Genomic DNA, 26,799 nt, shown 5'->3' with positions numbered 1-26,799 from the left:
GGAAATGAGGCTATACCAACTGCTATTGTTGTGGCTTTTGGCAGGCGCAGTCGTGATCATGGCGGGCTGTACGAAGCTGGAAAAACCGGAGGTGCTACCTGTGAATTTCGAAACGGCAACATATATGAATCCCCTTCCAGCCTTAGAGGAGGAATGGGTGGACTATGGCAATGGAGATCCTTTTGTGCTGAGGCATAACGGTCAATATTACTTATATGTAAGCACGAAGGACCATCGAACAGGAATTAAGGCATGGACGTCTGACAACTTGCTGGATTGGCGTTATGTTGGGCTGGTTGCTGACGATCATGAAACGACCGGCGCCTATGCGCCGGAGGTTGTATATTGGAACGGCAAGTTTTATATGTATACGTCTCCCGCGGGCAATGGTCATTATGTATACGAGAGCCATTCTCCAGAAGGACCGTTTCAGAAAGTGACTGATAATTTGGGCATGAGCATTGATGGCTCTGTGTTTATTGATGATGACGGCTCTTGGTATTTTACACATGCCGGAACAACAGGCATTGTGGGTGTACCAATGAGCTCGCCAACCGAATTTGGCTTGGGTCAAGTGATTGAAGGCACGTTTCTTGGACACTGGACAGAGGGCTCAATGATTATTAAGCGCAATGGTTTGTATTATATGACCTTAACAGGCAATCATGTGTTCAGCAAAGGCTATCGCATTCATTATGCGGTATCGGATCAATCGCCGCTAGGTCCATACAGGATGCCGCAGCATAATCCGATAGCGATTAGCACCGAAGGTGACTTTTACGGACTGGGTCATAGCTCAACCGTGCTTGGGCCTGATCTTGATTCCTATTATTTGGTTTATCATAATTTGCTGGGAAGATCAGCCGAAGGGCCTCCTGTACGTGCGATGAATATCGACCGTCTCGTATTTAACGGCAGTAAAATGGATCTGCTTGGACCAACGAACGTTGATCAGCCTGCACCACGAATGCCTGAGCTGGCATCGCACTTGAATAAGCAGGTGGATGAGCAGCTGTGGCGCAGTGAGAGGGGTGAACAAGGCGGGAAAATCGTGAGCGTAAAGGAGACAGCTCCGTTTTTTACTGCGGAATACAACTTTGCGCTTGAGGATTTAAGCGAAAAAGGCTGGCTCCAGTTTATATTCAATTATAAAGGTCCAGATCAATATGATGCTGTTATGTTGCTGCCGCATGAACACAAGCTGAAGGTTATTCGCTTCATGAATGGCGCTGAAACCGAGCTTGCCGCTCAGGATTTTCTTCCTGGAATGGATTTAAGCGCTTTGCATACTTTGCGTCTCGTTCAGCATGAGCATGCTTTGCAGCTGTATTGGGATGGATTAGAGCAGTTGAAGCTCGCTGCATCAGGTAGTGGCGGTGCAATTGGTTATCGCTATGAGCAGCTGACACCAACCTTGCAGTATACGGCTTTTTCCAACACAGCTGCTGGTTCGAGTGACTATGATGCACTGAAGCCAATCCCCGGCACGATTGAAGCCGTTCATTATTTGCAAGGTGAAAATAGAGGCTTTTATACGTCAAATAAAAATGAGCATGCGCCGATTCGCATGGCAGACGGTATAACGATCCAAGAGACAGGCCAAGGAGATTATGCGCTTCTGCTTCAAGACAGCAGGGATTGGGTTCGCTATGGCATCAATGCAGCAGAGTCAGGGGAATATGCAGTCTCGATTATGAGCAATCTTGCACATAGCGAAGCGGAGCTGGAGTTAATCGTTGATGATGAGCATAGCAGCCGCTACAAGCTGGAGCGTTCGGCCCAGAATAAGCATGATGAAGCTGTGGCTTGGGAAAAGTCGCGCCTTGGGACAATCAAGCTGGAGCAGGGCTATCATACGATAACCGTGCGAGCAATCAAGGGCAGCGTGCTATGGTCGAACATGCGTTTTGATGCGGTTGATTCTTCCTCTTTCCATATTGAGAATTTGCTCGAAAGCTCTACATCTGAGGATGTGCACGGCGACTGGTCATTCAATGAAGGCTGGTACAGCAGCTCGAATGAGCAGCAGGATGTCAAGCTTTACGGAGGAAGCACACGCTGGAGCGATTACAGCATAGAGACGAAAGTAAGGCTGGGCGACGATGCATCAGGCAATGCCGGGATTCTGCTGCGAGTCACGAATGAATCAGATTTCCCGCATCAGGTTGCCGATGCCTTAAGCGGCTATTATGTTGCGATTACGCCAACAAAGCTGGAGCTTTACAAGCTTAATTATGATTCGGTCATGCTGCATGCAGCAAAAATCAAGTTGCCTGCAGGGGGAGACATCTCCTTGAAAGTGGAGGCAGTGGCTGAGACGATAACGGTGTATGTAGCAGGCGAAAAGGTGCTTTCTTATACAGATCCATATGCATTTATGGTAGGAAAAGTTGGGCTTCGTTCACAGTTTGCCAGAAGCATAGCGCTAACAGATTTGTCGATCAAATCACTTAACTAACCTATTCAAAACTTATAATGAGGTGGACAATTTGGAACATAAATACATCGCAGGATACCCGAGGCCGCAATGGGTGAGAGAGGCATGGCTAAGCTTGGACGGTGCGTGGAACTTTCGATTTGACGATAACAAGCAAGGCGTAGCAAAAGAGTGGTACAAGACGCTGCCCGATGCACGTAACATCATTGTACCATTTACGTATGAAACAAAGGCTAGCGGCATCGGAGAAGAAAGTCATCATTCCTGCATTTGGTATGAGCGCAGCTTTACCGTGCCGGAGCATAACCGCCAGCAGCATGTCATCCTTCATTTTCAAGCGGTAGATTACAAAGCGACCGTTTGGGTTAACGGTGTGCAGGTCGGTACACATGAGGGAGGGTACGCGGCTTTTTCCTTTGACATTACCAATTCTATCGCACCTGATGGTGAAAATATCGTAACTGTTCAGGTTGAAGATAGCTTGTCGAGAACGCAGCCGCGCGGCAAGCAGCGCTGGATTAACGATAACTTTGGTTGCTGGTATGTACAGACAACGGGGATTTGGCAATCGGTATGGCTAGAGTTTGTAGAGCCAACTTATGTGGAGAAGGTACGGATGACGCCAGACATTGATGCAGGGACAATTTCCTTTGATTACTATATTCAAGGTTCGGAGCATGTTGAGCCGAACAGCTTGCAGCTAACGGCCAAGATCTGGCTTCAAGGCAAGCTCGTTCGTCAATGTACACATATCGTTGAAGAGGAGCTGTCGCATACTTATGAGCTGTCAAGCTCGCAAGCAGGCGAATGGCAGGTTGCGTTATGGCATCCGCAGCATCCCAATTTATATGATGTAGAAATTATTTTGTGCTATGAAGATACGGTACTTGATCATGTCTATTCGTATTTTGGCATGCGCAAAATTTCTACCTATGAAGGAAATGTATTGCTTAACAATGTACCGATCGAGCAGCGCTTGATTCTCGATCAAGGCTATTGGACGGATACGCATCTTACGCCACCTTCTGAGCAGGCTCTAATCGAGGATATCGATCAAACACTGGCAATGGGCTTTAACGGCGTGCGCAAGCATCAAAAGGTTGAAGACCCGCGTTACATGTATTGGTGTGACCGCAAAGGGGTTTTGCTGTGGTCGGAGATGGCGTCCACGTATCAGTTTAATGAGCGAGCGGTAACGACATTTACCGAGCAGTGGCTCGAAATCGTCGAGCAGCATTATAATCATCCTTGTATTGTAACGTGGGTTCCTTTCAATGAATCATGGGGCATTGCCAACATTTTGACGAGCCGCAAGCAGCAGAAATTTACAGAAGGCATCTATCATCTGACCAAAGCGATTGATGATACAAGACTAGTCATTGTCAATGATGGCTGGGAGCATACGATTTCCGATATTATTACGTTGCATGACTATGAAGAGAACGGTGAAAGTTTTGCTGAGCGTTACAGTGATAAAGAAGCGTTGCTGTCTAATAAGATCAGCTTCAACGGTCATAAATTTGCTTTTGCACAAGGCTACGCCTATAAGGGCCAGCCTGTTATAATTAGCGAGTACGGAGGGATCGCCTTTACCGACGAAAAAGGCTGGGGCTATGGCAATCAAGTAGCTACCGAGCAAGAGTTCCTTGACCGCTACAAACGAATGACACAGGCTATAAAGCAATCGCCTTATATCTCAGGTTATTGCTATACGCAAATTACTGATGTACAGCAGGAAGTGAACGGCTTGCTTAAAGAAAACCGCAAGCCTAAGCTGCCGCTCGAAGCCGTCAAGGCGATTAATTTGGATAAATAACTCAACTTTGCAGAGCCATTTCTGGCGGGAGGTGGTGTCGCCGGTGCGCTTGCGTGTCGAATTGACCCGCGAGGGCATCCGGCAAAGCCGCAATGAGCCGGATGTTGTCGAGAATACGGGAGATCGCATGCGCGCGATGGCGAAGAAGCTTCTGCAGCATTACGGGGAACAAGGGGGATAACAGAGCACGTAAGGAGGGCGTAATCGCAAACTCCAATCGTCATCGTATGCTCAGCCAACTGTCAAGTGCTGATTTAACCTTGCACAGAGGCTAGCTGTAAGCCGTAGTGCAAGGTAAAAGTGAAGGTTTAAAGAATCTGGATAACGTTAAATCATCCGTTTGCAGGCGATGGACATTGTAACGAATATGCATAACCTTAAGTATCGAAATCTGCCCCAAATACGGGGAAAATCGCCTAATAAGACGCTGTATATTCATTAAAATGAGCAAAGGCTTCATTGGTCACACATAACGTTACCCAGTTTCCTTAGCGACTAGCCATCCCCTTGGCATCCCATGCCAGCCTTTCATCAGCTCTCAGTCGTCTTACACTTCTATTTTGCAGCAAGCTTAAGCAGCACTGCGCCATGCGGAGCTATGGCTGAGACAGCTAGCTCATCGTTTACAGCAAATGTTTCGCCGCTCCAAATGTTGAGCGCCTCCTTAAAGCCTTCCTTGCTCCAGCCGTACTCGCTTAGCGCAAGCTTTGCGGAAGCCTCGGCTTCGCCAATATTGAAAAATGCCAGGTAGCGTGAGCCATCCTCGCCTTGCGCCGTCCAGATGACCTCATGCCCTTTTCTGCGCAGCAAGGCGGCATTGGAGGAGGTTTGATGCATGTGAATCAGCTCGCGGTTGGTCAGCAAGCCTAGCGTCCACTCGTCATTGTCTCTAAGCTCTCCGCCAAAAAACAACGGTGAGCGGAAGATGCTCCATAGCGTCATCATCGTAATCTGCTCATCCTTCGTAAAACGCGTCCAGCGGTCCGCCCCGCCGCCATCTACCGAACGAATCCCGATATGACCAAGCGGAAGCATATCGCAATCCGGCCAGCAGCCATTGCCAGACTTGCCCTGCCATTTCTCGCAGCGGTCAAACATATCTAGCAGCAAATGCCAGTGATCCCAGAAATCATCTGTCATGCGCCACATATTGGCATGCGTTGAGAAAAATCCGGCATGCTCAAGCGGAGCGGGACCAGGTGAAAGGCTAAGTACCATAGGTCTGCCGCAGTTTTGAATGGCCTGATGAATCAGCTCAATTTCCGGCAAATGCGCATCATACAGTCTTGAAGCGGCGATATCATCGACCTTGACGAAGTCCACACCCCAGGATGCGTATAGCTCAAACAATGAGTTGTAGTACTGCTGAGCGCCTTCCTTGCCTGCATCAACGCCATACATATCCGTATTCCACGGGCAAATGGAATTGGTCGAAGCGATGTCGCGCGCGCGTACATTGGTACCATACAGCGCCGTGTTTTGATGAACGGCTTGACGCGGAATGCCGCGCATAATATGAATGCCGAATTTTAAGCCGAGGCTATGGACATAATCAGCAAGCGGCTTGAAGCCTTGTCCGTTGGCCGCAGATGGAAAGCGATTCTCTGCTGGCATTAAGCGCGAATATTCGTCCATCACTAGCGGCACGAATGGACGGTAATGCGAGGATACCGCGCCTGGCTCGCTCCACTGAATATCGACAACGATCGTATCCCAGCCATAATCCAGCAGATGCTCTGCCATATAGGCGGCATTGCCGCGAATTTCTTCCTCAGTAACTGCAGCCCCGTAGCAATCCCAGCTGTTCCAGCCCATTGGCGGTGTTGGGGCAAATAAGCGATGATCCATTATGAATTCCTCCCGATAAATAAATGAATAGCATATTGCCTTCATCTTAACGAGAAGCTGGCCGCTTGACTATAATAAATATAGAAAGCGAATAGTACAAAATTGCTGTTTTGAGCAAAGCGGAAGCTGGTAGCAAAACGATTGCTAGCTGAAAAACAATCGCTTATAGGCAAGCTGATGCTTATTCGAGCGAAAGGTTGCCGGCGTCTGCCCAAGCATGCTGCGGAATACGCGGATATAATAGCTCGCGCTCGAATAGCCAACCTCCTGTGCAATTCGTTCCAGCGGATAATCGGTTGACAGCAGCAGGTTAAGCGAATGCTCGATCCGCTTGCGGTTGACATAATCATTGGGCGTCATGCCGACATATTTGGCAAAGCTGCGCAGGAAATGATACTTGGACAGCCCAACCTGCTCGGCCAGCTGCTCCAGGCTAATCATATTGGCAAAATGAGAATCGATCCATTCCACCGCTTGCGCAATTGCAGTTGGCATCGTGGACTGTACAGGATTATGATCTGCAAATTGCTTGAAGCTCATAAAGAATCCGTACACGTAGCTGGATGCCGTATATGGATCCGTAATCTCGCCCTGCTTGGCAGCGAGAAAAAGCTCCGTTAATGCTGCAATCGGCTTGCTATCCAATGGCAAGCTGGGCAGGCGGCCAAGCTGTTCAATAATGTCATTCCACAGCGGCATAATGCTGTGCGGCCTGACCAGCAGAAATAAAAACTGCCAGCCTTTATTGGCAGGCTCAGGCTCATAGTAGTAGCAATGGTCGCTTGGAATTTCCACAAGAAAAGCCATTCCTTGCGTAAGAGCAATTGTTTCATTGTTTAATGTGAGCCGCCCTTGACCGCTGATTGTATACTGGAACAGCAGCAGCGGTCCGTCATTGCGCTCCAGGCCATGCCAGCGATAGTTCTGGCTGCTGACTACATCATGACCGACTGCAAACAGCTGGCACAATGGCAGATGCAGCGTGCTCGAGCTGTGAAAGCGAAAGCCGTATGTTTCGTTAGGCAATGTATATAACATGTTGCACCTGCCCCATTTCCTTTATAATGAAATCTGTCGCTATACGACAAAATTGCTGTCTATATTTCTACTGAAAAATGTATCATTTCAGCAGCGGAAATTGCAAGGCAAATAGACGAATAGCGCAGAGCTGGATATAATTTTTAAGCGAAGCAAGTAATATTGTGTAACTTAACGCTAGGAGATTCGTCTAGTAATAAGGCATAATAGAGATAGAACATAGAGAAATGGAGTGAAAGTATTTGTTTAAGAAGTCGTTTTTAATAGCAATCGGTTTCCTTGCGGCAATATCGATCAGTTGGATTGCTATTTTCGGCATGAGTACGCATAAGCCTCGGGGGGTAGTTGTGCTTATGTATCATGACTTTGGCTACAGCGGGAATCCGTCAATTATTAATGCCGAAGTATTTGATGATCAAATGAGAGCTCTATCTGAAAATAATTTTAATGTGATTACAATGGAACAATATGTAGATTACATGGAGGGCAAGATTGAACTTCCGGAAAAATCGGTCCTGATTACATTTGATGATGGCTATTCCGATTTCTATGAAATTGCTTATCCGATTTTGCAGCAGTACCAATTTCCAGCTACCAACTTCATCATCGTCAAGTCCACGGACGAGCCGAATCCGAAGCAGCTGCCGCATATGACATGGGATCAAATGCGCGAGATGAAAGCAAATGGCATGAGCTTCTACAACCATACCTATGATTCGCACAAAATGATCAATACAACAGACAACAAGGACCCAATGCTCGCGAACTACAAAGAAGGAGAAACCTCCGAGCTGTACCGTGCCCGTGTTCACAATGATTTGCAAAAGGCACATGAGCTGCTTGTAAAGGAGCTTGGCGAGCAGGACAACATTTTAGCATTCCCATACGGTGCATACAGTGACGAGCTGCTTGAGGTGATGAAGGAATTAGGCATAAAGCATGCATTTACGATTCGTCCTGGCGTTAACGAGCGCGGCGGCGACGGCAAGCTGCCAGAAGGATTATATTATCGTGTCAATGCCGGATTATCGGCAATGGACGGGGAAGACCTTATTAAAAAAATTACTGAGCAGTATTAAGCTTCAAAAAGCTTTATTTGCAAAATTTGGTGTCCAACCGATTGGGAATGTAGTATAATAAATTAGGTCAAGATATAATCATCGATAATTTTTTTATAAACCTACTTGCTAAGCGCACAGGTTTGTATTAAGATACTAACTAATATTAAAATACGTTGAGAAGGAATAGTAGGATGTTTGAAGCATTCAGAGAGCTGCTGGTTGGTGCAAAGCAGTTGTGAAGAACGTCTGAACTCGCCTTGGAGTTGCTCGCTGAACATGCAGTAGGTGGAGCCGGAGCCCAACCGTTATTTTAGGGGGATCATGGATGATCTCATGATCCGTTAAGTGCATGCCGCAAGGCATGAACTGGAGTGGTACCGCGTAAAGCTTATTAGCCTTTCGTCTCTGGAATAGGGGATGGAAGGCTTTTTTTTGTTTCCCGTCAGCCAAGGTCAAATTTGTCGAGTGAAGGAAGGTCATTAGCATGAAAAATTATACGAAGTATACAAAAAGTTATTTTATGCCGCCAGTAACCAGCTTGAAGTGGACAGAAAAGGATTATATTTCAGAACCGCCAATTTGGTGTAGTGTTGATTTGCGCGACGGCAACCAGGCGCTGGTTGTACCGATGAATTTGGAGGAAAAGCTTGAGTTTTTTCAACTGCTTGTCAAGCTGGGCTTCAAGGAAATCGAGGTTGGTTTTCCGGCAGCGTCCGAAACGGAATTTGCTTTTTTGCGCACGTTGATTGAGCAAAACCTTATTCCAGATGATGTGACGATTCAAGTGCTGACACAATCGCGCGAGCATATTATTCGCAAAACGTTCGAATCGCTGAAGGGCGCGAAAAAAGCAGTGGTACACTTGTACAATTCAACCTCAGTCGCCCAGCGCGAGCAGGTGTTCAGAAAGTCGAAGCAGGAAATTATTGATATTGCCGTAAATGGCGCCAAGCTGCTGCAGCAATGCGCAGAGGAAACAGAAGGCAATTTCCAGTTCCAATATTCACCGGAATCGTTCACGGGCACCGAGATCGAGTTTGCGCTTGATATTTGCAATGCGGTGCTGGACGTGTGGCAGCCGACAGCAGACAATAAAGTCATCATTAATTTGCCGGCTACCGTTTCCATGTCAATGCCGCATGTGTACGCCAGCCAAATTGAATATATGAGCGATCATATGAACTACCGCGACAATGTTATATTATCGCTGCATCCGCACAATGACCGCGGAACTGGCGTAGCCGACGCCGAGCTGGGCATGCTTGCCGGCGGACAACGCGTGGAAGGCACACTGTTTGGCAATGGGGAGCGCACAGGCAATGTCGACATTATTACGCTTGCGCTTAATATGTACTCGCATGGCGTAGATCCTGGCTTAAACTTTGAAAACCTGCCTGAAATTGTGGCAGCTTATGAAAAGCTGACCAAAATGAAGGTGGGCGAGCGTCATCCTTATGCCGGCGAGCTTGTATTTACGGCGTTTTCCGGCTCGCATCAGGATGCGATTGCCAAAGGCATGAAGTGGCGTGAGGAAGAAGCGCGTCAATACTGGTCCGTACCATATTTGCCAATTGATCCGCTGGACATCGGCAGACAGTATGAGGGCGATATTATTCGCATCAACAGCCAATCCGGCAAAGGCGGCATCGGATATTTGCTGCAGCAAAAGTATGGCCTTGATCTGCCGCAAAAAATGCGCGAGAACTTTGGCTATGCCGTTAAAAATGTGTCGGATCGCTTGAATAAGGAAATTTCTACTGAGGAAATCCATCAAATTTTTATGGAAGAGTACGTCAATATTAAGACGCCGATCGAATTTGTTTCCTACAGCTTTACACATAATGATGACTATCAAACGGTAGTGAAGGTGAAAATGAACGATTCGATCAAGGACTTTGTCGGCAATGGCAACGGCAGACTGGATGCGATTATCGACGCGCTGCAAAGCAATCTTGAAATCAGCTTCTCGAATTTAACATATACAGAGCATGCGCTTGAGGTTGGCTCCAAGTCGCAGGCGGTTTCCTATATCGGCATTCAATCGCCGGATGGCGTTCCTTTCTGGGGCTGCGGCATTGATCCTGATATTATGACCTCCTCTGTTAAAGCGCTGTTCAGCGCAATCAATAAAATGATTGCCGCAGCCAATTAATTGAATATCGCTTGAATAGCAATTGCACTAACAAGCCTGGTACTCTGCATCCTATTAAGAATGGCAATTTCTTTTGGAGCAGCAGCTGCCAGGCTTTTTTTCACTGTTATTTAATGAAAAAACACGGATTTTTAATTACGAAAACGCATTCATTTAATGAATATAATAGTACTGTAACAAAATTCATAAGTTGAAAGAGGTTGGCTAAGATGATTTCTAGCATGAAAAAATTGTGGTCCAAATCTCGCAGCTACCAGAGAGGTGTATTTTATCGCAACAGTCTCGTATTTATTTTGCTGGCTGCAAGCATACCAGGATTTATGATTGGCCTATTAGTTTATCATTTTGCCACACATCAATTAAAGGATGATATTAGCGCGCTGCACTACGAGCAAATGAACGAGCGTGTACAAAACATTGATGATCAATTGAGCTATTTGGAAATGGGCCTGTCCAACTGGGCGTTCAATCCTACCTTTGGCTACCGCCTGCAAACGCTGGATTTTGTATATTATTTCCGCGATACATACGAAGTGACCAAGTCTCTCGTCGTAATGGAAGGCTCGCATGCGCTCATTAATGAAGCTGAGCTATATATTGACCGCGAGCAGCCGATTTTGTTCAAAACGGAATATTACGAGCTGAACGACGAAGCGACTATAAACTACTACAAGCAAATTTTATCACGAGAGAAGCGGATGTACTGGGAGCAGGACAACCGAGCCGGACGAGACAGCATCGTGCTGCTGCATAAAATTCCTGGAGAAAGCACGACTCCTTTTGGCGTGCTGCTCGTCAGGGTCGATAAGGAAAAGCTGATGAATTTGCTGAAAACGATGACGCCCTATAATGAAGGCACAACCTTTCTAATGAACAAGGACTATCAAATTATGCTGTCTGACAGCGAGCAGCAGCATCCGCTTCAGGAAATGCTGATTGAGCATATTCGCAACAATGAGCAGCCCACCGGACAATTTTTGTTTGATTATGGTGAAGAAAGCTACTCCGTATCCTACGGCATGTTCAAGCGACTGGCGGAGGACTGGATCTATGTGTCAGCTTCGCCGATGACGCTGATTACCTCGCCAGTAATTACATTTTCCAAGTCATTGCTCTGGATTAGCGGCTTAAGCCTTGCGATTGCGCTATTGCTGGCGGTCGTCGTGTCCAATACGATGTATTCGCCAATTCAAAAGCTGCTCAATCAAATCGATCCTGAACGCAGACAAGCAGGGCGCAAGCATAATGAGTTCCAATACATACGCGACCACTGGCTCAATCTGTCCAATAAAAGTGTCGAGCTGGAGCATAAACTTGATTCGATGCTGCCGATGCTGCGCAATACGTTTCTTATGCAGCTGCTGCAGGGCCACGTAGGCAATTTGACAGAGCTGGAGCTGGAGCGAAGAATGCGCTCGCTTTATTGGGAGGTAGGGGCTCATCAGTATACCTTCATACATATATATTTGACAGGGCTGCATCGCATTGATCAGCAGATGACGGCCAGCGATGAACGGCTGATGACGTTTGCCGCCTACAATATGGCGCAGGAAATGGTAGCAGCCTCATTTGAGCAGGGCTACGCTTTAAATTTCCATGATCTTTCACTTGGCATTTTTATTATTGAAGCGAATGAACGGCCAGCGGCTCAGAATCAGCTGCAGCAATTTTGTGAGCGCTATACGAATGCGATTAACGAGCTATTGCGTCTGCAGGTCAGCATTACGATTAGCCGCAAAACAGATGAGCTGCGCAAGGTGCGCAATTTGTATATGGAAATTGAGCGCGCCGCCAGCTATCGCCAATTTTTAACGCAAAATCAGCTGATCCATATGGATGATTTGCCGAAGGAGTTTACGTTCGACGATATCGACTACCCTTTTGATACTGAACTGGAAATTTTACAGGTTATGCGCAGCGGCGATAAGGAGCAAACGCTGGAGCTGCTGAAAAAATTTGTGGATGCGGGCGGTCGGCAAAAGGAACGCTACGCTCAGCAAAATATGCTTCAGCTATTAGGCAGCATTCAGCATATGATGCTGCAGTCCGGGATCAATCCGATCAAGCTGTTTCATGGCGAAAATTTATATGGCCAGCTGTCGCAAATTCGTGATCCGAACAAAATGCTGCGCTGGATCAGAGATACGGTTGTCATGCCGTTTTTAGCAGAGCTGGAAAGTCGGGTTAATGTGCAGCAGCAGGGTATGATGAGGCAGGTAGCCGCTTTTATGCATGAGCATTACAGCCAGGACATATCGCTGGATCAATGCGCTGAAATCGCAGGCGTCAGCTCGTATACGCTGAGCAAATGGTTCAAGCAGGCAACGGGTGTCAATTTTATTGATTATTTAACCGAGCTGCGCATTAAAAAGGCGCAGGAGCTGCTGCGTACGACTGATATGCTGATCAATGATATCGCGCAAAAGGTTGGCTATCAGCAGCGATACTTCAATCGCATTTTCAAGAAGCAGATGGGCGTTACGCCAAGCGAATATCGTGGTGCCGCAAGCGCCGACCAAAAAAATTCCACCTATTCAAAAAAGTGATACTGTTCGGGAAAAGCCTTGTAAATCAAGGCTTTTTTGCATGCAAAAATGTGTAATTGAACTGCCGTTGTATTTCTTTAATACTCGAGTTGTGAACATTGTAAAAGAGAGGAGGAACGCTATGAATGCTGCGTGGGTTTCCAAGCTGAAAAAAAACCGCTATCTGTATTTGCTGTTATTGCCGGGTCTTTTATATTTTCTAGTATTCAAATATGCACCGATGTGGGGCGTACTCATCTCCTTCCAAAACTATCAGCCTTTTTTAGGCTTTTGGAACAGTGAGTGGATTGGCTTCACTCATTTTGAAAACTTTTTTGCGCATCCTGATTTTTTTCGACTGCTGCGCAACACGTTGATTCTTGGTCTTTATGATCTGATCTTTTTCTTCCCTGCGCCAGTCATTATTGCATTGATGCTTAATGAAGTGAGGCTGATGCTGTTCAAGCGCTGGATACAGACCTTGATCTACATTCCGCATTTTATATCGATGGTTATAGTCGCCAGCATGACGTATGTCTTTCTGACTACACAAGGCGGGATTGTGAACGAAATTATATTCAATTTGACAGGAAGCAAAATCAATTTTCTTGCCGATCCGGATTGGTTCAGGCCGCTCATTATTTTGCAAATTATGTGGAAGGAAACCGGCTGGGGCACGATTATTTTTCTCGCGGCGCTTGCTACCGTCGATATGGAGCAGTATGAGGCGGCGGTTGTGGATGGGGCGACTCGCTTCCAAAGGCTGATTCATATCACGCTTCCCGCGATCCGCTCAGTGATTGTCATACTGCTGATTTTGCGACTGGGCAACTTCCTGGATACGGGCTTTGAGCAAATTTTCCTGATGACGAATTCATTGAACCGCTCCGTGGCGGATGTTTTTGACACCTACGTCTATTTTGTCGGTATTACGCAAGGGGCGTTCAGCTACAGCACCGCAATCGGATTGTTTAAATCTCTCGTAGGTATTGTGCTCATCTACGGCAGCAACTGGCTGGCGAAGCGCTTTGGCCAGGAAGGTATTTATTAAAGGGGGGCAGCAACATGTTCAGTAAGCACGACAAATGGCATGAGCGGCTGTTCGATATGCTCAACTATTTGCTACTTATATTATTCGCGCTCGCCACACTGCTTCCATTTGTTTATATTTTGGCAGGCTCCTTTGCAACTGAAGCAGAGCTGGCGGAACGAGATTTCTTTCTCATCCCGAGAGATTTCTCACTTTCGGCTTATGAATATATTTTCTCATCCTCCACCTTGTTTCGCAGTATGGGGATATCGATTTATATTACTGTGATCGGGACGATTACGAATTTATTTTTTACGCTGACGATGGCGTACGCCCTCTCACGCAAGGACTTGGCAGGACGAAATATTGTCATGAATATGGTTATTTTCTCGATGCTGTTCAGCGGCGGCATGATTCCCGGCTATCTCGTAGTAAAAGGGCTGGGGCTGGTTAATACGTACGCGGCGGTTATTTTGCCTGGAGCGATCAGCGCCTTTAATCTGATCATAATCCGCAACTTTTTTCAAAATCTTCCGCCTGGGCTTGAGGAGTCGGCGCGCATCGACGGCTGCAACGATATCGGAGTGCTGTGGCGAATCGTTATTCCGCTGTCCATGCCGATTATCGCCACCTTTGGCTTGTTTTACGCAGTTGGACATTGGAACAACTTTTTCTCGGCTTTGCTATACTTGAACGACCACAACAAATGGCCGCTGCAAGTCATGCTCCGCGAAATCGTAATGCTTTCACAGCTTGCAATTGGCGATCTCAACAATGTTGACCCTGAATTTGTAACACCACCGGATCAGTCTGTCAAAATGGCAGTCATTATCGTCGGCACGCTTCCGATACTGCTTGTTTATCCGTTTCTGCAAAAGCATTTTGCCAAGGGGGCGTTGTTGGGGTCGATTAAAGGGTAGTTATCGCGAAAGCGATTTCTATAGAGGAGGTTTAAAAATCGGACTTTGATGACGATGCGTTGCTTCGTAGCGGATTCGACGGCGAATCTTGAACGCTAGCGAAAACTGCGGTGCTCACGTAGCTTTTGCCTACGCTGCGCTCCTCGTTTTCTACTAGCGTCCAAGCTTCTTGGTCATGAAAGCCCAATTTTTAAACTCTCATTGAAGGGAGGTTTAAAAATCGGACTTTGATGACGATGCGTTGCTTCGTAGCGGATTCGACGGCGAATATGTCACGCTACCGAAGGCTGCGGTGCTCACGTAGCAATTTGCCTACGCTGCGCTCCTCGCCTTCTAGTATCGTGCCATCTTCTTGGTCCTGAAAGCCCAATTTTTAAACTTCAATTGGAAGGTGGTTTAAACTCTCATTAGAAAGGTTAGTAAACTTTGAAAGATCAAAAAAGGAGGATCAAGGAAATGTATAAGGAACTTAGAAAAAGAAAGCGCAATTCTCTCTGGTTGATGGCGATGGTGATCGCTATGACAACTGTTCTCGCTGCTTGCTCAGGCAACAGTGGCACGGCAACGCCTAGCGGCAGCCCGTCATCCGAGCCATCTGCAACTTCGGATGCGGAGGCAACGGAGGAAAAGCTGGAGCCGTTAAAGCTCGACATTATGATTCCTGCCTTCAACACTGATTTGCCTGATGACAATTCTCCAATTATTAAAGCACTTGAAGAATACACCAACACAGATGTGAAAATTCAATTTGTACCAAACAGCTCCTATCCGGATAAGGTAAATATTACGCTTGTTTCCGGCGAAATCCCGCATTTGATGGTTGTAGACCGCAACTCTGCCAGCTTTATTAATGCTGCGAGATCAGGCGCGTTTTGGGATGTTGGTCCGTATTTGAAGGATTATCCGAATCTTTCAATGGCGCACGAAGTAATTTTGAACAATACATCGATTGACGGAAAAATTTACGGCATATATCGTGAGCGTGTGCTCGGACGTATGGGCGTGACTCTTAACCGCGACTGGCTGGAAAATCTGGGGCTGGAAGCGCCAAAAACGATTGATGAATTTTATAACGTTTTGAAAGCGTTTAAGGAAAATGATCCAGATCAAAACAACAAGGATGACACGTATGGCATTGTCGTCTCCAAATACAGCGGCCCATGGGATATTATGCAGGTTTGGTTCGGTGCGCCTAATAAATGGGGCGAGGATGAAAATGGACAGCTGCTGCCGACTCATATGTTCCCTGAATACCGCGAGGCGTTGAAGTTTTTCCGCAAATTGTACGAGGAAGGGCTTGTGAATGAGGATTTTGCAGTAATGGATTCTGCGGCATGGAATGATCCGTTTGTTAACGGTCAAGCTGGCGTATTCGTTGACGTAGCTGACAACTCCAGACGATTGGATAATGCGATGCAGGAGAAAGCGCCGCGTGATACGCCTTATACAGATGTATTCCAGGCGCCTGTTGGTCCTAAGGGCCATCGTGATATGCCAACATCCGGCTATAACGGCATGCTTGCCATCTCCAAAAGCTCTGTGAAGACAGAAGAGGAGCTGAAACGAGTTTTGAAGTTTATTGATCAACTGGGCGATGTTGAAATGCAGCTGCTGCTAGAGCGTGGTGTCGAAGGTAGACATTATGAGCTGGTTGATGGACATATTAAATCAATTATTAATGATGATCCTGCACTATTAAAAGAAATCGAAAGCTTGAATCAGCTGCTGACCTATATTGGGCCAGACGCGCCATCCATCGAGCAAACACCGCTTAATGAAAAAATAAATGAAGTGCAAAAGGCCAATGAAGCCATTATCGTCGGAAATCCAGCCGAGCCGCTTATTTCTGAAGTATACGCTCAGGTTGGACAGCAGCTTGACAATATTATTTCCGATGCGCGCATCCAGTACATTGTTGGACAAATTGATGATGCTGGACTAGATGCGGCGATTGAGCTGTGGAAGAAAAACGGCGGCGATGACTATATCGCAGAAATTAATGAGCTGTACCAGCAAAGCAAATGATGCTTTGCGCTTATTAAAAGCATGATGTGAGACCAAGGCTGACCAGTCTGTTCGTAGAACAACTGGCCAGCCTCTTCATATCGCTGCCAAAAGGAGAATCCATGATGCAAAACGACGCAGGTGTAGAACAATATATCGAATGGTCACGACTGGACTGCAGCAAGGCGGGCCCACGCTGCAAGGTGTTGCTTGGTGATTTAAACAGTGATGGGCAGATGGAGCTTCTCTTCGTTCAAGCAGATGGCGACATAGATGATCGCTATGTGCCGCATCAGGTCATTGCTTTAACAGCCTACACGCTTGACGGCGAGCTGCTTTGGCAGGTTGGAGAGCCAAGCGTTGATGCGGGTGGGCCGGGCTCAGACTTCCCGGCGCAAATTTATGACTGGGACCTTGATGGACACAATGAAGTGCTCTGTGTCATGAATGGCGAGCTGTTGGTGCTGGCAGGGCATGATGGCAGCGTAAAGCGGCGCTTGATATTGCCCGGCAAGGAAGCGCATGACTGCATGATTATTTGCAATTTGCGAGGAACCGGGCAGCCGCAGGATCTGATCCTCAAGGATCGCTATCGCAAACTGTGGGCAATGGACTACGACTGGAATTTGCTGTGGACGTACGAAGGAAACCCGGGTCATTTCCCATATCCGTACGATCTTGACGGAGATGGACGCGATGAGGTTATTGCCGGCTATGATGTACTGGATGCGGAAGGACGCCTGAAATGGTCGACGCAGCCGCTTGAGGACCATGCAGATTGCATTTGGGTAGGAGATGTGCTGGGGAGAGGAGACAAGCAGATTGTAATCGGAGGCAGCGTAACGGTTATGTACGACAGTGCGGGTCAGGAGCTTTGGCGCTATGAGGGCTCGATTGAGTCGCAGCATATAGCGCTGGGGCGATTTATAAAGAATGAGCCCGGGCTGCAGGTTGCCGGGCTGGATCGCATCGTGCGCGGTGATGTGTCCGGCCGGAATTCGCAATCCGGCAAGGATGGCATTTTTATGCTGAATCGGCATGGCGAGGAGCTGTGGAAGGAGGATCGCCAAACGAGCGGCTGGCTAACGATTATTCATACGATTCGCCGCTGGGATTATACAGAGTTGGACTATATTCTAGCGTTTCGCCGCGGCGGCGGTATAAACCCGACGATCTATGATGGACAAATGAACATAATTGCTCAATTCCCTTTTGATGGCTATGTCGTGTTCGGAGATTTGCTGCAAAGCGGACTGGAGCAGGTTGTTATTTACAATAATGAGGAAGCGAGAGTGTACGGCAAGGAGGCTCGCCCTGCAAGCGTTGTTGCAGGTGCAGTAGGTCGTGGGCAAGCGACAGCAATTCCGCAGGAAAAGCGCTTGTACAGCTCAACCCTATATCCCGGGGGTGAATACTGATGAATTGCGATCAAATTGAAATAAGCGCAGCAAGCGGTATAAAGGAGGGGCAAAGCGTTTCGCTAAAATGGCTGGATCCAGGGCATGCCTCCGGCTTGACAGCAGGAGTAACATGGGGAGTTCCCTGGCATCGCGGACAGCTTGCGCGTGATGAGCCGCTTGAGCTGTTGGATGAGCAAGGCCTGCAGCAGCCCGTTCAATCATGGCCGCTTGCTTACTGGCCTGACGGCAGCGTAAAATGGACAGCTCATGCTGCTCAGCTGCCGAACTACGGGCACGAGCGCTTCACGCTGTGCAAAGCAGCAAAGCAGGCTGCGGCCTCTGCCTCTTTTGTAAGCGAGGATGATCAGTATATATCCATTCATAGTGACGTGCTTGCTTGTAAAATTGCCAAGCAAGGCGACATATTGGTAACATCACTTGCCCTGAATTTAGCGGCGTCTCAGTCAGATAACACAGCTCGGCCAATTGCGCAGCGCGGCAGATTAAAGCTGCATGTTGCTGACTTGTCAGGTGCTGCAGCTGGCAGCAGCAGGCATACCGCAAGCAAACAGGAATATACAGGCCACATTGAGCAGGCCTGTATTGAAAATGCAGGACCACTGCGAGCTGTCATCGTTATAAAGGGCAGGCATATGCCGATTGGGGAGAAGCTGCAAATCGGCTCCGCAGGCTTGATTCCCTTTACTGTACGGCTCATCTTTTATCGCAGCTCGGCTACAATTGGTCTAAAGCATACGCTGTTTTATGATGGTGATCCGGCTCAGCATGCAATTGCAGCAGTCGGGATCTGCTTTGATCTGCCGATGCAAGGCGAGCTCTACAACCGCCATATCCGCTTTGCCGGAGATACTGGCTGGTTTAGCGAAGCGGCGAGAGGGCTTATGACTGCAAGGCTGCCGGATTATATACGTGATTCTTACAAGCGTCAGCTGGATGGAGAATTTGTGGAATGGGATCAAGCAGATGAGCAGGTGCAGCGCTATAGAAAGCTGCTGGACGATGCGGCGATATGGAATGATTTCAAGCTGGTGCAGCTAAGTCCGGACAGCTATAAAATTTCCAAGCGAACCTCAGAGCAAGCAGCCTGGATTCGTGCGTTATACGGCGCAAGAGCAAGAGGCATGATGTACGCAGGCTCGGAAGCAGGTGGAATTGCATTTGGCTTAAAGCATTTTTGGCAGCAGTGTCCGAGCGGCTTTGAAGTACGTGGGCTCGGCAGCGAGCAGGCCGAAGCAACGCTTTGGCTGTGGAACCCGGATGGCGAGCCAATGGATTTGCGCCATTATGATACCGTTACACATGTGCTTTCATCCTATGAAGGAGATGATGAGCTGCGCAGCACGCCTTATGGCATTGCCCATACGTCGGATTGCATCCTTCATTTGGCTGGGCAGACGCCAAGCCTTGCTGAGCTGGAGCAGCTGGCGCGAGTCTGCGAATATACGCCGCTGCTTGTCTGCCAGCCAGAGCGCTATGCTGCAAGCAGCGTGTTTGGACGTTACAGTCTGCCAGATTGCAGCACAGCAGGACATCGTGAGCTGGAGGATATGCTGGAGCAGCTGTGGCGCTTTTACAGAGATGAGGTGGAGCAGCGCAAATGGTACGGCTTTTGGGATTATGGCGATGTGATGCACAGCTATGACCCTGTTCGACATACATGGAAATATGATATCGGCGGCTGTGCCTGGCAAAATACGGAGCTTGTCCCGAACAAATGGCTTTGGTATTCCTTTCTCCGCACCGGTCAGTCCGAACTGTTCTACATGGCGGAGGCGATGACACGCCATACGAGCGAAACGGATTTATACCATTTTGGTCCATATCAGGGGCTGGGCTCGCGTCACAACGTACTGCATTTTGGCTGCGGCTGCAAGGAAGCGAGAATTGGCATGGCGACGCTGCACAGATTTTATTTTTATTTGACCGCCGATGAAAGAGTTGGCGAAATTATGGACGAGATAAAGGACGCAGACTATGCGACGGTTGCGCTAGACCCGATGCGCGCTTATTTTCCGAAGGATGAGTTTCCTACACATGCGAGAAGCGGTCCGGACTGGTCGGCTTTTTGCGCCAACTGGCTAGTGCAATGGGAGCGCTATGAAAGCCAGCACTATTTGGACAAAATCAAAGCGGGTATAGAGTCGCTCAAGCGCAGCCCGCACAGATTGCTGGGCGGGCCAACCTATGGCTACAATCCTGAAACCGGCGAGCTCAGCTATATTGGACATGAAAACTACGACTATCATATGATCATCTGTATGGGCGGGCCGCAGGTTTGGATCGAGCTGGCCGATTTGCTGGAGGATGAGGAATGGGCTGATATGCTTGCAGAGCTGGGCGAGTTTTATAATTTGTCAGCAGAGGAGAAAAGCAAGCGCACCAATGGGGCCATTGTCGGCAAACGCTGGAGCATCCCGATGCTGTCGACGCTGCTAATGGCTTATGCAGCGCAACGAACGGGCAATAAGGAGCTGGGCAAGCAAGCATGGAGCTATCTTACGACCGTAACAGACCATTGGCAAATAAGTCGACTCACGCCTCAGCAGGCACCAATACTGGAGTATCCGCATAAGGTAGTCGAGGTAGAGGGGCTGAGCACCAACACCGCCAGCCAATGGTCGCTTAATGTACTAATGTGCAAGGCTTATATTGGCGAGCTTCTGCAAGGAGCGTCGCTTTGAAAAAAATAGCTGCAAAATGCTATTCATATAAAATAGAATGGAACTGTGAACATGGTATAGACCATGTAAAACAGTTCCATTTTTTGTGCCTATTCGTAAGAATCCTTCGAGTGAATGAAGTAAGCTGTTCAGCTGTAAGTGTCTTACTGTTACAAAAACTTCCGCGTTGTTTTTGTACCGTTGCATGTAAACAGAATTTTTTTGCCCTCTACTACCGTTTTCAGATGCACGGTTTTGCCCCATAGACTAACAACATGCGGCATTGTCCGTTCCACATATTTGAGATCAAGCTCATCGCCTTCATATTGGTGCTCAATATAAAGCTCACCATTGCCCAAGTAATCTCCATCGACAACATTAAGAGTCGGGAAACCGCCGTTGACCTTGGAGAATACTAGCTGGTCGCGAATATGCTCCCAGGATTTATCGGTAATTTTCCACTCTGGTCCCTTTTTCTCGAAAATGTACAGATCGAGTTCATCAACAAGCGCCTTCGTTAAATAGTTGCGGAGAAACGATTGATCAGAATCCAGCTCCCGCACCTCGAAAATTTTTTCGCGTCCTTTCCCGGGCTTGCGGCCAAATCTGCGCTGCTCCTCTTCTGTTGGATTATCCCAGCGTTTTTCAATATCCTCAAATATTTTTAAGCCAAGATAATAAGGATTAAGAGTGTGGCGAGAAGGGATGACAACAGAACTGTTCAGCTTGGCGAATTCAATGGTTTCCTCGCTCGTTAGGTTCATTTCACGAATAATCCGCTGATGCCAATAGGAGGCCCAGCCTTCATTCATAATTTTTGTCTCAATTTGCGGCCAGAAATATAGCATTTCATCGCGCAGCATAGTCAAAATATCACGCTGCCAATCCTCTAAAATAGGCGAGTATTCCTCGATAAACCAAACCAGATCCTTTTCAGGACGAGGCGGGAAACGCTTCGCCTCCTGCAAAGCGGCTTCACGCTTAAGACGCTCCTCTTCCTTGGCTTCCTCATCCAGCCCCCATAGCTCCTCGTAGGGGGAAGCTGCCTCCTGCGGCTGCGCAGGCTTTTCCTTCTCGCGCGTCGCCAGCTCGATATACCGTTTTTTATCCAATTGATAAGGCTTAATAATCGTTGGGTCCACATGCTCCTGAATTGCCAAAATCGAATCAATAAACTTCTCAACGGTATCAGTGCCATGAATCAGCTCATATTGGTGAATGCGGTCAGCCGTAGCCGACATGCTTTCTACCATATCGCGGTTAGTGAGATTAAAGCGAATATTGTTTTTGAAGAAGTCGCAGTGCGCCAGCACGTGTGCGACGATCAGCTTGTTTTGGATGAGCGAGTTACCTTCAAGCAAAAAGGCATAGCATGGGTTGGAGTTAATGACCAGCTCATAAATTTTGCTCAAGCCAAAATCATACTGCATTTTCATTTTATGAAACGTTTTGCCGAAGCTCCAATGGCTGAAGCGGGTCGGCATTCCGTAAGCCCCGAACGTATAAATAATATCTGCAGGGCAGATTTCGTAGCGCATATCGTAAAAGTCCAAGCCAAAGCCTTTCGCAACCTCCGTAATTTCAGCAATCGCGCGTTCAAGCTGCTTCATCTCATCTGCTGTCATAGCCTAGCCCCCTTATCCAATCATTCCACTATCATATGTATGAGCAGGCAAGGCAAGTTATGAGGTGCGAGAGGATGTTGTATTATGGCTTTGAATTTCATGAAAAGTTTAGTATGATGATATTTTATATGAAGTTGATAGGTTGAACATGAATTGAAGGAGACTATTCTATTATGCTGGACAACATAAAGCGATTAACAGAGCTATTAATGGAGAAAAATCCAGAGCTGCCTGAGGAGAAGGCTATGTTATGGGTTGAGCTATTATGGAGTGATTATGAAGCCACCTCCGCCAAGGCGGGTTATAAATTTCAAGGAGCAGATTATACAGAAAATCTTGTTCGCCAGCTAATTATTAGCTACGGCGATAAGCTGCATCTATTTGTTGCAAAAAATTCGAAGTATGCGGATTTGCTAAGTGATCCAATAGTATGAATCTGACTGTCGGCACCTGTCGACAGTCTTTCTTTTTTTGCAGCGCAAGAAAGAATAGTTTTTCATGAAATAAGCAAGAAAAATAGTCGATTGTAATTTATAGATTCGGTACAGTTATAAGCGAATGAATATCGAATGAGCTTTTCAATAGGAGGCGGAATGATGCGTAAATTTGAGTGCAATGAAGCTGAAGTGAAGGAAGCAATCGATCGAGTCGTTCGCAGAACGATGAATATGGATTTTACTTGGAACTGGTCCTGTGGAGTAGCGTTTTACGGAATAAGCAAAGCATGGGAAGCAACAGGCAAGCAAGAATATATTGATTTTCTAGTAAATTGGGTCGATGAATATTTGGAATTGGGATTGCCACAGTTTATGGTTAACAATTGCGCGATGGGGCATACGATGTTGACTTTGCATGAAGCGACAGGAGATTCCAAATATTTGGACTTGGCCTTAAAGAAAGCAGAATACCTGCAGAAGGAGGCAATTCGCTTTGGTGAAGGCGTTTTCCAGCATACGGTTTCTTCTAAAAACGATTTTCCGGAGCAGGCATGGGCAGATACATTGTTTATGGCGGCTTATTTCTTGCTGCGCCTCGGCTTCAAGCTGGACAACAAAGAATATATTGATGACGCATTGAACCAATTCTATTGGCATGAGGAGTATTTGCAAGATACTAAAACGAATCTGTTCTATCATGCTTGGGATAATGTTCAAGGAAATCACCTGTCGGCCATTTATTGGGGACGAGCCAACGCTTGGGCAGCCTATACAATGGCGCAGGCACATAAGATGTTAAACCCGTTTATGCCGATGTGGATGCAGCTTGGCGGAGCACTTGGCGACCAGCTTAGCGCGCTTGTCAGATTGCAGACCTCGGATGGACTATGGCGCACGATTCTGAATGATGAGACTTCGTATGAGGAGACATCAGCTTCAGCAGGCATTGCAGCTGCCTTGACCATTAACGGACATCCAATGCATCAAAATTATATGGCGCGCGCGTATACAGGCATTCTCGCCAACATTGACGAGGACGGCTCGGTTCGTAATGTATCAGCAGGAACAGCTGTGATGTATACAGCTGATGACTATAAAGCAATATCGAAAAAACGAGTGCAAGGCTGGGGCCAGGGATTGACTTTGGCTTATTTGGTAGCGCTGCTGCAAAACAAGGAAGTTGTCAGCAGTATATAACAAGGAACGAGGTGCAGGCGATGAAGCTGCTTGAGCATTTAAAGCAGTCATTTATAAACCCGCCAAGCGAGTTCAGTCCAATACCGTTCTGGTTTTGGAACGATGAGCTGTCCAAGTCGAAAATTATTGAACAAATTCATGATTTTCATGCAAAGGAAGTAGACGGGTTTGTTATTCATCCTCGAATGGGAATGCCGCGAACGATGCCTTATTTATCGGAGCCTTATCTGGATTTGGTGGAGGCAGCAGTAGCTGAGGCCGATCAGCTTGGGATGAAGGTAATTCTCTATGATGAAGGGATGTATCCTTCTGGTTCCGCATGCGGGATGGTTGTTAAGCAAAACCCGCAATATGCCAGCCGTGCCTTGCAGCTTCGAGAATATAGATTCGGAGAAATAAACGAGGCGATTACGATTCCAATTGATTTGTCTCCGGGAGAGCAGCTCGTTTCTGCGCAAGCCGTTTGCAAGCTGTCTGAGCAAGAAATTGCAATTGAGCGTACGATTTTGCTTAAGCTTGAGCAAGGCAGCGACAGCCTCGAATTTATTCCGCCAGAGGATGGAGGCTGGTCGGTATTGCTGCTGGTGGATACCTGCTCGAAAGGAACGATTCGTGGAGTTCACCCTGGTCAAGACGATGGAGAGCCGGATGCTCCTCTGGCTGCAGATCTGTTGAATCCGGAGGCGACCAGCACGTTTATTGCATTGACGCATGAACGGTATTATGAGAAGCTGCACCAATATTTTGGATCGACAATATTGGCGATGTTTACTGATGAGCCTGATTTGCTGGGCAGAGGACATAGCGAGGGCTTGCAGCCTTGGACGACTGGTTTTATGGATGAGTTCCTGGCTAGCGGTGGTCGCGAGGAGGAGCTTCCCGCACTTTGGTTCGAAGCGGGAGAAGCGACAGAACGGGTGCGTCATACTTATAAGTCGCTTGTTCAAGCACGTCTTTCGCGCACCTATTACAAGCCGCTGGCTGATTGGTGCGAAGCGCATGGAATTGGACTAACAGGCCATCCTGCGGCTAGTGATGATATCGGGCTGTTGGAGCATTTCCATATTCCGGGCCAGGATATTGTATGGCGCTATATTGCGCCTGAACATAATAAAGCGATTACCGGCGTGCACAGCACGATGGGCAAATGCTCTTCTGATGCTGCGCGACATCGCTACAGACGTCGAAACATGAACGAAAGCTTTGGCGTATGCGGGAGTGAAGGCGGATGGTCTTTGACAGCGGATAATATGAAGTGGTACCTGGACTGGCTGTTCGTTCGCGGGGTCAATCTCATTGTCCCGCATGCTTTCTATTATTCGATTCGTGGAGAACGTAGAGATGAGCGTCCACCAGATGTAGGCCCCAACAATATTTGGTGGTCAGAGTATGCTCAGTTTGCAAAATACATCAAGCGAATGAGCTGGCTCATGACCGATTGCGTGAATGGCGCTGAGGTTGCAGTGCTGGCGCAGGCTTCATATTTGCCATGGAGAATCGTTAAACCGTTATATGAGAAGCAAATTGAATTCAATTATTTGGAGGAAGAGCTGCTGCTCCGTAGTAGCCACATCGTGGATGGAACGGTACGCATCGCTGATCAGACGTACAGCATGATCGTGGTCGAGAATGGAGACAGATTCAGTCAAGCATGTGTGGCAAAGCTGACGGAATTTGTCAAGCAAGGCGGCAAAGTGATCGAATGGAAGAGTGAAGCTAAAGGGCTTGAAGTTATTGGTCAAGAGCTCGCGGCCGATGAGGAAGAGGTGTCGGCTCTCGTAACGGCGAATTTGCATAGTACCATCGAGCTCCAACCTGCAGCACCTGCTATACGGATAAGTCGGATTACGAAGGAAGAAACAGACTTTCTTGTAGTCGTTAATGAAGGCGAGGCTGGCTATGAAGGCAAGCTGTACGTGAGCTTGCCAGGAACAGCAGAAATTTGGTATCCGTGGACAGGGGAATTTGCAGCAGCACATTTTGAACGCTTGGAAGATAAGCAAGCTATTAAGCTAAGCGTAGCCCGTAGAGAATGCATCGTTATTGCATTTGACAGAGTGAGCGATGCCAGAGACACTATAGTTGAGCAGGCCGAACAAACAGCGAGCAAGGAAACGCTTGATCTGTCTAATGACTGGCGGATCGATAATGAATCAATGAGCAAGCAGCTCAAATCATTATCCTCCTGGACAGAGTGGGAAGGAATGGAGCATTATTCCGGAAATGTAACCTATACGAAACAATTCAAGCTGTCTGACGACGCAAGAAAAGGAAGGCTTGAGCTGGACCTTGGGGATGTCCATGAAATTGCGCGGCTATCGGTTAACGGACAGGAGCTTGGCGTTCGGATGTGGAAGCCGTATCTATTCACGCTAAATTCAGAGCTGCTGCAGAGCAATAATGAGTTGAAGGTAGAAGTTACGAATAGCTTGGCGAATCGCTATGATGGTCTTTCATTGCCTTCAGGCTTGCTCGGGCCAGTCAGCTTAACGATTCAGCACAGCGAATAAGCTGGTAGACATAAGCTCTACGCACGATCCTTGATCGTACGCGTAGAGCTTATTTGCATATAGAGGAGCTTGTTGCGCTACTGCCTTGCAGCAGGCTTATTTAGCAACTTATAGTTTG

Annotated in this window: 17 protein-coding genes and 1 other annotated feature; of the genes, 14 read left to right on the top strand and 3 right to left on the bottom strand. The window is 47.5% G+C overall.

The genetic code is table 11. From position 1 onward, the window contains the following. Window positions 1-4: 4 nt before the first annotated feature. From KJS52_RS06080 to KJS52_RS06070, 3 genes are read left to right on the top strand one after another with little or no spacing between them, the layout of a single operon-like run. Window positions 5-2,458 carry a family 43 glycosylhydrolase gene (locus KJS52_RS06080; RefSeq protein WP_246563212.1) on the top strand — a complete coding sequence of 818 codons (2,454 nt, stop codon included), beginning with the start codon at window positions 5-7 and terminating at the stop codon, window positions 2,456-2,458. A gap of 31 nt (window positions 2,459-2,489) precedes the next feature. Next, window positions 2,490-4,253: a glycoside hydrolase family 2 protein gene (locus KJS52_RS06075; protein ID WP_213513870.1), complete on the top strand. Its 1,764-nt coding sequence runs from the start codon at window positions 2,490-2,492 to the stop codon at window positions 4,251-4,253. 43 nt (window positions 4,254-4,296) lie between these two features. Then, a complete protein-coding gene (locus KJS52_RS06070; RefSeq protein ID WP_213513869.1) occupies window positions 4,297-4,434 on the top strand; it encodes a hypothetical protein in 138 nt (45 codons plus the stop codon). Window positions 4,435-4,808: 374 nt separating this feature from the next. Here the strand turns inward: KJS52_RS06070 and KJS52_RS06065 are convergent, their stop codons facing one another. Both KJS52_RS06065 and KJS52_RS06060 read right to left on the bottom strand, forming a co-directional pair. Further along, window positions 4,809-6,101 (bottom strand): glycoside hydrolase family 27 protein, encoded by a 1,293-nt coding sequence (locus KJS52_RS06065; RefSeq protein WP_213513868.1) that lies wholly within the window; start codon window positions 6,099-6,101, stop codon window positions 4,809-4,811. A gap of 144 nt (window positions 6,102-6,245) precedes the next feature. Further along, complete coding sequence (locus KJS52_RS06060; RefSeq protein WP_213513867.1) at window positions 6,246-7,139, bottom strand: helix-turn-helix domain-containing protein; 894 nt, start codon at window positions 7,137-7,139, stop codon at window positions 6,246-6,248. Between the two features lie 242 nt (window positions 7,140-7,381). Between KJS52_RS06060 and KJS52_RS06055 the strand changes: the two genes are divergently transcribed. The 8 genes from KJS52_RS06055 (at window position 7,382) to KJS52_RS06020 (ending at window position 20,933) form a co-directional block, all read left to right on the top strand. Next, window positions 7,382-8,218, top strand: coding sequence for a polysaccharide deacetylase family protein (locus KJS52_RS06055; protein WP_213513866.1), 837 nt, complete (start codon window positions 7,382-7,384; stop codon window positions 8,216-8,218). 146 nt (window positions 8,219-8,364) lie between these two features. Further along, window positions 8,365-8,610: a binding site (T-box leader), on the top strand. A gap of 74 nt (window positions 8,611-8,684) precedes the next feature. Continuing rightward, a complete protein-coding gene (gene leuA, locus KJS52_RS06050) occupies window positions 8,685-10,352 on the top strand; it encodes a 2-isopropylmalate synthase (RefSeq protein ID WP_213513865.1) in 1,668 nt (555 codons plus the stop codon). A 221-nt stretch (window positions 10,353-10,573) separates the two neighbouring features. Then, window positions 10,574-12,898 carry an AraC family transcriptional regulator gene (locus KJS52_RS06045; protein WP_213513864.1) on the top strand — a complete coding sequence of 775 codons (2,325 nt, stop codon included), beginning with the start codon at window positions 10,574-10,576 and terminating at the stop codon, window positions 12,896-12,898. A gap of 121 nt (window positions 12,899-13,019) precedes the next feature. After that, window positions 13,020-13,928 carry an ABC transporter permease gene (locus tag KJS52_RS06040; RefSeq protein WP_213513863.1) on the top strand — a complete coding sequence of 303 codons (909 nt, stop codon included), beginning with the start codon at window positions 13,020-13,022 and terminating at the stop codon, window positions 13,926-13,928. Window positions 13,929-13,942: 14 nt separating this feature from the next. Further along, window positions 13,943-14,827 (top strand): carbohydrate ABC transporter permease, encoded by an 885-nt coding sequence (locus KJS52_RS06035; RefSeq protein WP_213513862.1) that lies wholly within the window; start codon window positions 13,943-13,945, stop codon window positions 14,825-14,827. Window positions 14,828-15,283: 456 nt separating this feature from the next. Beyond that, window positions 15,284-16,852, top strand: coding sequence for an extracellular solute-binding protein (locus KJS52_RS06030; RefSeq protein WP_213513861.1), 1,569 nt, complete (start codon window positions 15,284-15,286; stop codon window positions 16,850-16,852). A 104-nt stretch (window positions 16,853-16,956) separates the two neighbouring features. Beyond that, the gene (locus tag KJS52_RS06025; protein WP_213513860.1) at window positions 16,957-18,249 is read left to right on the top strand and encodes a hypothetical protein; all 1,293 of its coding nucleotides are present in this window, start codon (window positions 16,957-16,959) and stop codon (window positions 18,247-18,249) included. Then, complete coding sequence (locus KJS52_RS06020) at window positions 18,249-20,933, top strand: exo-rhamnogalacturonan lyase family protein (RefSeq protein WP_246563210.1); 2,685 nt, start codon at window positions 18,249-18,251, stop codon at window positions 20,931-20,933. The genes KJS52_RS06025 and KJS52_RS06020 overlap by 1 nt, the downstream gene beginning before the upstream one ends. Before the next feature lie 149 nt (window positions 20,934-21,082). Here KJS52_RS06020 and KJS52_RS06015 read toward each other — a convergent pair whose 3' ends face one another. After that, window positions 21,083-22,537 carry a SpoVR family protein gene (locus KJS52_RS06015; RefSeq protein ID WP_213513859.1) on the bottom strand — a complete coding sequence of 485 codons (1,455 nt, stop codon included), beginning with the start codon at window positions 22,535-22,537 and terminating at the stop codon, window positions 21,083-21,085. A gap of 173 nt (window positions 22,538-22,710) precedes the next feature. Between KJS52_RS06015 and KJS52_RS06010 the strand changes: the two genes are divergently transcribed. The 3 genes from KJS52_RS06010 (at window position 22,711) to KJS52_RS06000 (ending at window position 26,681) form a co-directional block, all read left to right on the top strand. After that, complete coding sequence (locus KJS52_RS06010; protein ID WP_213513858.1) at window positions 22,711-22,971, top strand: YfhJ family protein; 261 nt, start codon at window positions 22,711-22,713, stop codon at window positions 22,969-22,971. Between the two features lie 162 nt (window positions 22,972-23,133). Next, entirely contained in the window at window positions 23,134-24,171 is a 1,038-nt protein-coding gene (locus tag KJS52_RS06005) for a glycoside hydrolase family 88/105 protein (RefSeq protein ID WP_213513857.1), read from the top strand. A gap of 20 nt (window positions 24,172-24,191) precedes the next feature. Continuing rightward, window positions 24,192-26,681, top strand: a complete 2,490-nt coding sequence (locus KJS52_RS06000) for a glycosylhydrolase-like jelly roll fold domain-containing protein (protein WP_213513856.1) — start codon at window positions 24,192-24,194, stop codon at window positions 26,679-26,681. Window positions 26,682-26,799: the final 118 nt, after the last annotated feature.

Origin of the sequence: Paenibacillus montaniterrae, assembly GCF_018403185.1 — a bacterium.
Lineage (GTDB): Bacteria > Bacillota > Bacilli > Paenibacillales > Paenibacillaceae > Pristimantibacillus > Pristimantibacillus montaniterrae.
Note: the sequence above shows the minus strand (reverse complement) of the source record. Positions and strands in the feature narration are given on the sequence as shown.

What these genes read in the sequence shown, in the direction of transcription:
- KJS52_RS06080 (WP_246563212.1), top strand. Translation starts at nt 5, where the DNA reads ATGAGGCTATACCAACTGCTATTGTTGTGGCTTTTGGCAGGCGCAGTC.
- KJS52_RS06065 (WP_213513868.1), bottom strand. Translation starts at nt 6,101, where the DNA reads ATGGATCATCGCTTATTTGCCCCAACACCGCCAATGGGCTGGAACAGC.
- KJS52_RS06060 (WP_213513867.1), bottom strand. Translation starts at nt 7,139, where the DNA reads ATGTTATATACATTGCCTAACGAAACATACGGCTTTCGCTTTCACAGC.
- leuA (WP_213513865.1), top strand. Translation starts at nt 8,685, where the DNA reads ATGAAAAATTATACGAAGTATACAAAAAGTTATTTTATGCCGCCAGTA.
- KJS52_RS06045 (WP_213513864.1), top strand. Translation starts at nt 10,574, where the DNA reads ATGAAAAAATTGTGGTCCAAATCTCGCAGCTACCAGAGAGGTGTATTT.
- KJS52_RS06040 (WP_213513863.1), top strand. Translation starts at nt 13,020, where the DNA reads ATGAATGCTGCGTGGGTTTCCAAGCTGAAAAAAAACCGCTATCTGTAT.
- KJS52_RS06035 (WP_213513862.1), top strand. Translation starts at nt 13,943, where the DNA reads ATGTTCAGTAAGCACGACAAATGGCATGAGCGGCTGTTCGATATGCTC.
- KJS52_RS06030 (WP_213513861.1), top strand. Translation starts at nt 15,284, where the DNA reads ATGTATAAGGAACTTAGAAAAAGAAAGCGCAATTCTCTCTGGTTGATG.
- KJS52_RS06025 (WP_213513860.1), top strand. Translation starts at nt 16,957, where the DNA reads ATGCAAAACGACGCAGGTGTAGAACAATATATCGAATGGTCACGACTG.
- KJS52_RS06020 (WP_246563210.1), top strand. Translation starts at nt 18,249, where the DNA reads ATGAATTGCGATCAAATTGAAATAAGCGCAGCAAGCGGTATAAAGGAG.
- KJS52_RS06015 (WP_213513859.1), bottom strand. Translation starts at nt 22,537, where the DNA reads ATGACAGCAGATGAGATGAAGCAGCTTGAACGCGCGATTGCTGAAATT.
- KJS52_RS06010 (WP_213513858.1), top strand. Translation starts at nt 22,711, where the DNA reads ATGCTGGACAACATAAAGCGATTAACAGAGCTATTAATGGAGAAAAAT.
- KJS52_RS06005 (WP_213513857.1), top strand. Translation starts at nt 23,134, where the DNA reads ATGCGTAAATTTGAGTGCAATGAAGCTGAAGTGAAGGAAGCAATCGAT.
- KJS52_RS06000 (WP_213513856.1), top strand. Translation starts at nt 24,192, where the DNA reads ATGAAGCTGCTTGAGCATTTAAAGCAGTCATTTATAAACCCGCCAAGC.